The organism is Pseudomonas edaphica (genome assembly GCF_005863185.1).
Classification (GTDB): domain Bacteria; phylum Pseudomonadota; class Gammaproteobacteria; order Pseudomonadales; family Pseudomonadaceae; genus Aquipseudomonas; species Aquipseudomonas edaphica.
In genome coordinates this window covers 1-8850 of the sequence record NZ_VBVZ01000240.1, presented here as the reverse complement: position 1 = coordinate 8850, position 8850 = coordinate 1, and the positions used below count along the sequence as shown (strand labels likewise).

The 8850-nt window shown below is 59.4% G+C and carries 7 protein-coding genes; 4 read left to right on the top strand and 3 right to left on the bottom strand.

What is annotated here, in order from left to right; all coding sequences use genetic code 11:
* Nucleotides 1-66: hypothetical protein (locus tag FEM54_RS34665; protein WP_240792758.1), on the bottom strand; the 66-nt coding region annotated here is incomplete at its 3' end.
* 196 nt (nt 67-262) lie between these two features.
* Here FEM54_RS34665 and acnA point away from each other — a divergent pair.
* The gene (gene acnA, locus FEM54_RS16895; protein WP_099548671.1) at nt 263-3004 is read left to right on the top strand and encodes an aconitate hydratase AcnA; all 2742 of its coding nucleotides are present in this window, start codon (nt 263-265) and stop codon (nt 3002-3004) included.
* 64 nt (nt 3005-3068) lie between these two features.
* On the opposite strand, the gene FEM54_RS16890 is transcribed toward acnA, so the two are convergent.
* Both FEM54_RS16890 and cysK read right to left on the bottom strand, forming a co-directional pair.
* Nucleotides 3069-4007, bottom strand: a complete 939-nt coding sequence (locus FEM54_RS16890; RefSeq protein WP_138452026.1) for an aspartyl/asparaginyl beta-hydroxylase domain-containing protein — start codon at nt 4005-4007, stop codon at nt 3069-3071.
* Nucleotides 4008-4319: 312 nt separating this feature from the next.
* Nucleotides 4320-5294 carry a cysteine synthase A gene (cysK, locus tag FEM54_RS16885; RefSeq protein WP_017137404.1) on the bottom strand — a complete coding sequence of 325 codons (975 nt, stop codon included), beginning with the start codon at nt 5292-5294 and terminating at the stop codon, nt 4320-4322.
* Between the two features lie 124 nt (nt 5295-5418).
* On the opposite strand from cysK, the gene FEM54_RS16880 reads away from it, so the two are divergent.
* The 3 genes from FEM54_RS16880 (at nt 5419) to FEM54_RS16870 (ending at nt 8755) form a co-directional block, all read left to right on the top strand.
* The gene (locus tag FEM54_RS16880; protein ID WP_017137403.1) at nt 5419-6495 is read left to right on the top strand and encodes a DUF748 domain-containing protein; all 1077 of its coding nucleotides are present in this window, start codon (nt 5419-5421) and stop codon (nt 6493-6495) included.
* A 236-nt stretch (nt 6496-6731) separates the two neighbouring features.
* Nucleotides 6732-7577, top strand: coding sequence for an AAA family ATPase (locus tag FEM54_RS16875; protein WP_017137402.1), 846 nt, complete (start codon nt 6732-6734; stop codon nt 7575-7577).
* Nucleotides 7577-8755, top strand: a complete 1179-nt coding sequence (locus FEM54_RS16870) for a vWA domain-containing protein (protein WP_017137401.1) — start codon at nt 7577-7579, stop codon at nt 8753-8755. The genes FEM54_RS16875 and FEM54_RS16870 overlap by 1 nt, the downstream gene beginning before the upstream one ends.
* Nucleotides 8756-8850: the final 95 nt, after the last annotated feature.

The following is an 8850-nucleotide window of genomic DNA, read 5'->3' as shown; positions in this document are numbered from 1 at the left end:
TTCCGCGATCTCGGAACAGACTTCGCCTTCAAAACCCGGGCGGCAGTGCATAAAAAGGGTGTTCATCAACTCTCCTGGTGACTCAACCGGCCTTGCGCTATCGCAATACCTGTCATGAAAACGCGCGCATGATAGCCGAGTTCGGAACCTTGGACTTAACGATAGAGTCCAGTTATTAGCCTGCTAATGAAAACAGGGCTAAGTTGAAAGCTCTGTTCGTCCCGTCAGGTCCGTAGCCGTGCGGACCATAAGGAGTCATGTAATGTCATCGCTAGATAGCCTGAGAACCCTCAAAACCCTGCAAATCGACGACAAGACTTACCACTACTTCAGCTTGCCCGAAGCCGCCAAGAGCCTGGGTGACCTGGACAAGCTGCCGATGTCCCTCAAGGTGCTGCTGGAAAACCTGCTGCGCTGGGAAGACAACAAGACCGTCACCGGCGCCGACCTCAAGGCCATCGCCGCCTGGCTCAAAGAGCGCCAGTCCGACCGCGAGATCCAGTACCGCCCGGCCCGCGTATTGATGCAAGACTTTACCGGCGTACCCGCCGTGGTCGACCTGGCCGCCATGCGCGCCGCCGTGGCCAAGGCCGGTGGCGACCCGCAGCGCATCAACCCGCTCTCCCCCGTGGACCTGGTGATTGACCACTCGGTGATGGTCGACAAGTTCGGCAGCACCAGCGCCTTTGAACAGAACGTCGACATCGAGATGCAGCGCAACGGCGAACGCTACGCCTTCCTGCGCTGGGGCCAAAGTGCGTTCGACAACTTCAGCGTGGTGCCACCGGGCACCGGCATCTGCCACCAGGTCAACCTTGAGTACCTGGGGCGCACGGTGTGGACCAAGGACGAAGACGGCCGCACTTACGCCTTCCCCGACACGTTGGTGGGCACCGACTCCCACACCACCATGATCAACGGCCTGGGTGTACTGGGCTGGGGCGTGGGCGGTATCGAAGCGGAAGCGGCGATGCTCGGCCAGCCGGTGTCGATGCTGATTCCGGAAGTGATCGGCTTCAAGCTGACCGGCAAATTGAAAGAAGGTATTACTGCCACTGACCTGGTGCTGACTGTCACCCAGATGCTGCGTAAAAAAGGCGTAGTGGGCAAATTCGTCGAGTTCTACGGCGACGGCTTGGCCGACCTGCCCCTGGCCGACCGCGCTACCATCGCCAACATGGCCCCGGAATACGGCGCCACTTGCGGCTTTTTCCCGGTGGATGAAGTGACGCTGGACTACCTGCGCCTGTCGGGCCGCCCGGCAGAAACCGTCAAGTTGGTGGAGGCCTACACCAAGGCCCAGGGCCTGTGGCGTAACGCCGGCCAGGAACCGGTGTTCACCGACACCCTGGCGCTGGACATGGGCAGTGTCGAAGCCAGCCTGGCCGGGCCGAAACGCCCGCAGGACCGTGTGTCACTGCCCAATGTTGGCCAGGCGTTCACGGACTTTCTCGACCTGCAGTTCAAACCCGCCAGCAAAGAAGAAGGTCGCCTGGAAAGTGAAGGCGGCGGCGGGGTTGCCGTGGGCAATGCGGATTTGGTCGGCGAGACCGATTACGAGTACGACGGCCACACCTATCGCCTCAAAAACGGCGCGGTGGTGATCGCCGCGATTACCTCCTGCACCAACACTTCCAACCCCAGCGTGATGATGGCCGCAGGCCTGGTGGCGAAAAAGGCCGTGGAAAAAGGCCTGACCAGCAAGCCGTGGGTGAAAACCTCCCTGGCGCCCGGCTCCAAAGTGGTGACCGATTACTACAAGGCGGCCGGCCTTACCCAATACCTCGACAAGCTGGGCTTTGATCTGGTCGGCTACGGTTGCACCACCTGCATCGGCAACTCCGGGCCATTGCCTGAGCCGATCGAAAAAGCCATCCAGAAGGCCGACCTGGCGGTGGCTTCGGTGCTGTCGGGCAACCGCAACTTCGAAGGCCGCGTGCACCCACTGGTGAAAACCAACTGGCTGGCTTCGCCGCCGTTGGTGGTCGCCTATGCCTTGGCGGGCACCGTGCGTATCGACATCAGCAGCGAGCCGCTGGGCGAAGGCAAGGACGGCAAGCCGGTGTACCTCAAAGACATCTGGCCGAGCAGCAAAGAGATTGCCGATGCGGTGGCGCAGGTCAGCACCGGTATGTTTCACAAGGAATATGCCGAAGTGTTTGCCGGTGACGAGCAATGGCAGGCGATTGAAGTGCCGCAGGCCGCGACCTATGTATGGCAGGAGGACTCCACCTACATCCAGCATCCGCCGTTCTTTGACGATATTTCCGGGCCATTGCCGGTGATCGAAGACGTCAAGGGCGCCAACGTGCTGGCCCTGCTGGGCGATTCGGTGACCACCGACCACATCTCCCCCGCCGGCAATATCAAGACCGACAGCCCCGCCGGGCGCTACCTGCGCGAGCAAGGCGTGGAGCCACGCGACTTCAACTCCTACGGCTCACGCCGGGGCAACCATGAAGTGATGATGCGCGGCACCTTTGCCAACATCCGTATCCGCAACGAAATGCTCGGCGGCGAAGAAGGCGGTAACACGCTGTACATCCCTACTGGCGAGAAAATGCCGATCTATGACGCCGCCATGAAGTACCAGGCCTCGGGCACGCCGCTGGTGGTGATTGCAGGCCAGGAATATGGCACCGGCTCAAGCCGCGACTGGGCGGCCAAGGGCACTAACCTGCTGGGGGTCAAGGCGGTGATTGCCGAGAGTTTCGAGCGGATTCACCGCTCCAACCTGGTGGGCATGGGTGTGTTGCCGCTGCAGTTCAAGCTGGATCAGAACCGCAAGGCGCTCAAGCTGACCGGCAAGGAGAAGATCGACATTCTTGGGCTTACCGATGCCGAGATCGAGCCACGGATGAACCTGACGCTGGTGATTACCCGCGAAGACGGCAGCAGCGAGAAGGTTGAGGTGCTGTGCCGGATTGATACGCTTAATGAGGTGGAATACTTCAAGGCCGGTGGCATCTTGCACTATGTGCTGCGCCAGTTGATCGCGTCCTAAGCAACACGGGAGATCAAATGTGGGAGCTGGCTTGCCTGCTCCCACAGTTTTGACCGTGTTCAGATCAGCCGAACAGCCACTTCCACAGCAGCACCAGCACAACCAGAGCCAGCACCGGCCGCGCAATGCGGTAGGCCTTGGGATGCTTGCGTTTCCACTGCTTGACCACACCACTGAACTTGTCACTGAACGTCTTGCTCCAGGCATACGCCTGGTTGATCCCGCCCACACGCTCGTCATCCAGGTTCTGCGGCGCAGTCGCGCGACCCAGCTGCTTGCTGACCCAGCGGTTGATGCCGGTCATGAGGCGGTTGCTCAGCGGGCGTTCGATATCGCAGAACAGAATCACACGGGTCTTTTCAGTTTCGTTCTTCACCCAATGCACGTAGGTTTCATCGAACATCACGTCTTCACCGTCGCGCCACGCGTAGACCTGGCCGTCGACGAAGATGCGGCAGTCGTCGGAGTTCGGCGTGGACAGGCCCAAGTGATAACGCAAGGAGCCTGCAAACGGGTCACGGTGCGGGTTGAGGTGGCTGCCGCCCGGCAACAGCGCGAACATCGCGCCCTTGACGTTAGGGATGCTGCTCACCAAAGCCACGGTTTTCGGGCACAGCGCCTCGGCCGATGGCAGGGGTTTGTCGTACCACTTGAGGTAGAAACGCTTCCAGCCCTTCTTGAAGAACGAGCCGAAACCGGCGTCGTTGTTCTTTTCGGCGGCGCGGATATAACCCTCGTCGAACAGGTGCATGGCCTCTTCGCGGATCACCTCCCAGTTGTCCTTGAGCACATCCAGTTCCGGGAACTTGCTGCGATCCAGGTATGGCTTGGACGGCACGGCCGAGAACAGGTACATCAAGGCGTTATACGGGGCGAACAGTGCCGAATGGTTGACGAACTGGCGCAACACCGGCAAACGCGCCTTGCCGCGCAAGTGCACATACAGAATGCTGCCGATAAACAACGCCAGCACCGACAGTTTGGCGGCCAAAGAAAAGGTCATGCAGCAACTCCTGAAAATAAGCGCCTGGCCAGCAACCTCCCGTCAACGGGAAACCAGACGTAGCAGCCGGCCATGATAAACACTTGGGCCATTATGCAGAAGGCCCAGGCCGACCGGCTGATATACATCAACTCCGATGATGAGCGGAGCCGTTGTGGCAAGCAGGCTTGTTGTGGCGAGCAGGCTTGCCCTGCGTTGGAGTGCGAAGCACTCCCAATTCAGACTACGCGGTGTACCTGATAGACCGATTCGTCGGGTTTAGGGCTGCTTCGCAGCCCAGCGCAGGGCAAGCCTGCTCGCCACAGGAGATCATCACGCCTGGTTTTCTTGATCGGTAAACAGATCGCTGAACAACATGCTCGACAGGTAACGCTCGCCGGAGTCCGGCAGGATCACCACGATGGTCTTGCCCTGCATTTCCGGCTTCTCGGCCAGACGCACGGCCACAGCCATGGCGGCGCCGCAGGAGATACCGCACAAAATCCCCTCTTCCTGCATCAGGCGCAGGGCCATGGCCTTGGATTCGTCGTCGGTCACCAGCTCCACGCGGTCAACCATCGACAGGTCGAGGTTTTTCGGCACAAACCCGGCGCCGATGCCCTGGATTTTATGCGGGCTCGGCTTGATCTCCTCACCGGCCAGCGCCTGGGTGATCACCGGCGATACCCTCGGCTCAACCGCCACCGACAGAATCGGCTTGCCCGCAATGTTCTTGATATAGCGCGAAACGCCAGTAATGGTGCCGCCAGTGCCCACGCCCGCCACCAGCACGTCCACGGCGCCATCGGTGTCGTTCCAGATTTCCGGGCCGGTGGTTTTCTCGTGAATAGCCGGGTTGGCAGGGTTTTCGAACTGGGCCGGCATAAAGTAGGTGGCCGGGTCGCTGGCGACAATCTCGCCAGCCTTGTCGATAGCGCCTTTCATGCCCTTGGCCGGCTCAGTCAGCACCAACTCGGCGCCCAGGGCCTTGAGCACTTTGCGTCGCTCGATGCTCATGGAGGCCGGCATGGTCAGCAGCAGCTTGTAGCCACGGGCGGCGGCGACAAATGCCAGGCCGATGCCGGTGTTGCCGGAGGTCGGTTCGACAATGGTCATGCCCGGCTTGAGTTTGCCGGTGCTTTCGGCGTCCCAGATCATGTTGGCGCCAATGCGGCACTTCACCGAGTAACCCGGGTTACGCCCCTCGATCTTGGCCAGGATGGTCACGCCACGCGGCGCAATGCGGTTGATCTGCACCAGGGGCGTGTTACCGATGGAGTGCGCGTTGTCGGCAAAGATACGGCTCATGACGGGTCCTTAAGGCAATTTCAAGAAGGCCCCAAGGGTATGCCTCAGGCCTTTGGGCGTCCAGTCAGAGGAACGTTGCGCCCGCGCGTGCGGTCCATCGCCTATACCGTTGGAGAGCATTGACATGAAACGTCGCTACAGTGGGCTGCTATGGATCGTCGCCGTACTGGTGGTAGTACTGATCGCCCTGGACCTGGCCCTGCCCTATCTGGTGCGCAATTACCTGAACGACAAGCTGGCCGACATGGGCGACTACCGTGGCCAGGTCACTGACGTGGACCTGGCCTTGTGGCGTGGCGCCTACCGCATTAATGGCCTGAAAATCGTCAAGGTCGACGGTAAAGTACCTGTGCCGTTCGTCAACGCGCCGCTGATTGAATTTGCCGTCAGCTGGCACTCGCTGTGGTACGACCATGCCGTCGTCGCCGAGGGCCATTTCGTAAAGCCTGAAATCAACTTCGTCGACGGCGGTGCCAACAAACAGGCGTCCCAAACCGGTAAAGGCACCGACTGGCAGCAACAGTTGAAAAAACTGCTGCCGATCACGCTGAATGAAGTGCGCATTGAAGATGGCAAGATCGCCTTTCATAATTTCAGCTCCAAGCCCCAGGTGAACATCAAGGCCACCGAGGTCAATGCCAGTCTGTACAACCTGACCAACGTGGTAGACCTCAAAGGCAAACGCGACGCGCGATTCGAAGGCAAGGCCCTGCTGCAGGGCCAGGCCCCTATGGAGGCCAACGCAACCTTTGATCCTTTAAATAATTTTGAAGACTTCGAATTCCGCTTCCGCGCCCGCGACTTGCAACTTAAACGCATGAACGACTTCGCCTCGGCCTATGGCAAATTCGACTTCAAGGCTGGCACCGGCGACGTGGTGATTGAAGCCCAAGCGGAAAAAGGCCAGCTCACTGGCTATATCAAGCCGCTGCTGCGCGATGTAGAAGTGTTCGACTGGAAACAGGACGTGGAGAACAAGGACAAAAACATCTTCCGCTCGATCTGGGAAGCCGTGGTAGGCACCAGCGAAACCGTGCTCAAGAACCAGAACAAAAACCAGTTTGCCACCCGCGTGGAACTCAGTGGCAGCGTGCATCAGCAAGATATCAGCGCGTTCTCCGCATTTTTGGCGATTTTGCGTAATGGCTTCATCCAGGCGTTCAATGCGCGCTACGAACAACCCAAGCCTTCCGCCAACTAACCCTGGGAGCTGGCTTGTGTGGGAGCTGGCTTGCCTGCGATAGCATCAACTCAGTCTGCCTGAATCACCGAGGTGCTCGCATCGCAGGCAAGCCAGCTCCCACATAAGCATAAGCACGACCCCGCAGCAGAACTGCGATGTGACCGGCCATTCAGAGACTGAATAACCCGTCTGCGTTCACAGTCGCCGGGGCTGCGCGGTATAGTCCGGGCATTGATGAATTCGAGGAATGACCAATGAAGTTCGAAGGCACCCAGGCCTATGTGGCTACCGATGACCTGAAACTGGCCGTCAACGCCGCCATCACCCTGGAGCGGCCATTGCTGGTCAAGGGTGAACCGGGCACCGGCAAGACCATGCTCGCCGAGCAATTGGCCGAGTCCTTCGGCGCCAAGCTCATCACTTGGCACATCAAGTCGACCACCAAGGCGCATCAGGGCCTGTATGAGTACGATGCGGTCAGCCGCCTGCGCGACTCGCAACTGGGCAACGAGAAAGTCCACGATGTGCGCAATTACCTGAAAAAGGGCAAGCTCTGGGAAGCCTTCGAGTCCGAGGAGCGCGTGATCCTGCTAATCGATGAAATCGACAAGGCCGACATCGAGTTCCCCAACGACCTGCTGCAAGAACTCGACAAGATGGAGTTCTACGTCTACGAAATCGACGAGACCATCAAGGCCAAGAAACGCCCGATCATCATCATTACCTCCAACAACGAAAAAGAGCTGCCGGACGCGTTCCTGCGCCGCTGCTTCTTCCATTACATTGCGTTCCCCGACCGCAGCACCCTGCAAAAGATCGTCGACGTGCACTACCCCGATATCAAGAAGGACTTGGTCAGCGAAGCGCTGGACGTGTTCTTCGACGTGCGCAAAGTGCCGGGCCTGAAGAAAAAGCCGTCCACCTCCGAACTGGTCGACTGGCTCAAGCTGCTGATGGCCGACAACATCGGCGAAGCGGTGCTGCGCGAGCGCGACCCGACCAAGGCTATTCCGCCGCTGGCCGGTGCCCTGGTCAAGAACGAGCAAGACGTGCAGTTGCTGGAGCGTCTGGCGTTCATGAGCCGTCGCGGTAATCGCTGATGCTGCTCAACCTGTTCAACGAGATGCGCGCCGCCAAGGTGCCGGTGTCGGTGCGCGAGCTGCTCGACCTGATCAACGCGCTTAAACAGCGCGTGGTCTTCGCTGACATGGACGAGTTTTATTACTTGGCCCGGGCGATCCTGGTCAAGGACGAACGGCACTTCGACAAATTCGACCGTGCGTTCGGCGCCTATTTCAATGGGCTGGAAAAACTCGACGACCACCTGCAGGCGTTGATCCCCGAGGAATGGCTGCGAAAAGAGTTCGAGCGCTCGCTCAGCGATGAGGAACGCGCGCAGATCCAGTCCCTTGGCGGCCTGGACAAGTTGATCGAAGAATTCAAGAAACGCCTGGAAGAACAGAAAGAACGCCACGCCGGTGGCAACAAGTGGATCGGCACCGGCGGCACCAGCCCGTTTGGCTCCGGCGGCTACAACCCGGAAGGTATCCGGGTTGGTGATGCCGGCAAACGCCAGGGCAAAGCCGTAAAGGTATGGGACCAGCGCGAATACAAGAATCTCGACGATCAGGTCGAGCTGGGCACGCGCAATATCAAGATCGCCCTGCGCCGCCTGCGCAAGTTTGCGCGTCAGGGTGCGGCTGAAGAGCTGGATATCGACGGCACCATCGACCACACGGCGCGGGATGCCGGCTTGCTGAATATCCAGATGCGCCCGGAGCGGCGCAACACCATCAAGCTGTTGCTGCTGTTCGATATCGGCGGCTCGATGGACGCTCACGTGAAGATCTGCGAAGAGCTGTTTTCGGCGTGCAAAACCGAGTTCAAGCACCTGGAGTACTTCTACTTCCACAACTTCGTGTACGAGTCGGTGTGGAAGAACAACCAGCGCCGCACTTCGGAGCGCACCTCTACCCAGGATCTGCTGCACAAGTACGGCGCCGACTACAAAGTGATCTTTATCGGCGATGCGTCGATGGCGCCGTATGAAATCACCCAGGCCGGCGGCAGTGTCGAGCACTGGAACGAGGAGCCTGGGTATGTGTGGATGCAGCGCTTCATGGCCAAGTACAAGAAGCTGATCTGGATTAACCCGTACCCGAAAGACACTTGGGGCTATACGGCGTCGACGGGGATTGTGCGCGAGTTGGTGGAGGATCAGATGTATCCGCTGACGTTGCGTGGGCTGGAAGAAGGCATGCGTTTTCTGTCTAAGTAGGTGGTGTATTCACTGACGCTATCGCAGGCAAGCCAGCTCCCACAGGGGAGTGCATTCCAAAGTTGAAATGCATTCCCCTGTGGGAGCTGGCTTGC

Bases quoted from the DNA above. Each gene is read 5' to 3' on its own strand.
- acnA (WP_099548671.1), top strand. From the start codon at position 263: ATGTCATCGCTAGATAGCCTGAGAACCCTCAAAACCCTGCAAATCGAC.
- FEM54_RS16890 (WP_138452026.1), bottom strand. From the start codon at position 4,007: ATGACCTTTTCTTTGGCCGCCAAACTGTCGGTGCTGGCGTTGTTTATC.
- cysK (WP_017137404.1), bottom strand. From the start codon at position 5,294: ATGAGCCGTATCTTTGCCGACAACGCGCACTCCATCGGTAACACGCCC.
- FEM54_RS16880 (WP_017137403.1), top strand. From the start codon at position 5,419: ATGAAACGTCGCTACAGTGGGCTGCTATGGATCGTCGCCGTACTGGTG.
- FEM54_RS16875 (WP_017137402.1), top strand. From the start codon at position 6,732: ATGAAGTTCGAAGGCACCCAGGCCTATGTGGCTACCGATGACCTGAAA.
- FEM54_RS16870 (WP_017137401.1), top strand. From the start codon at position 7,577: ATGCTGCTCAACCTGTTCAACGAGATGCGCGCCGCCAAGGTGCCGGTG.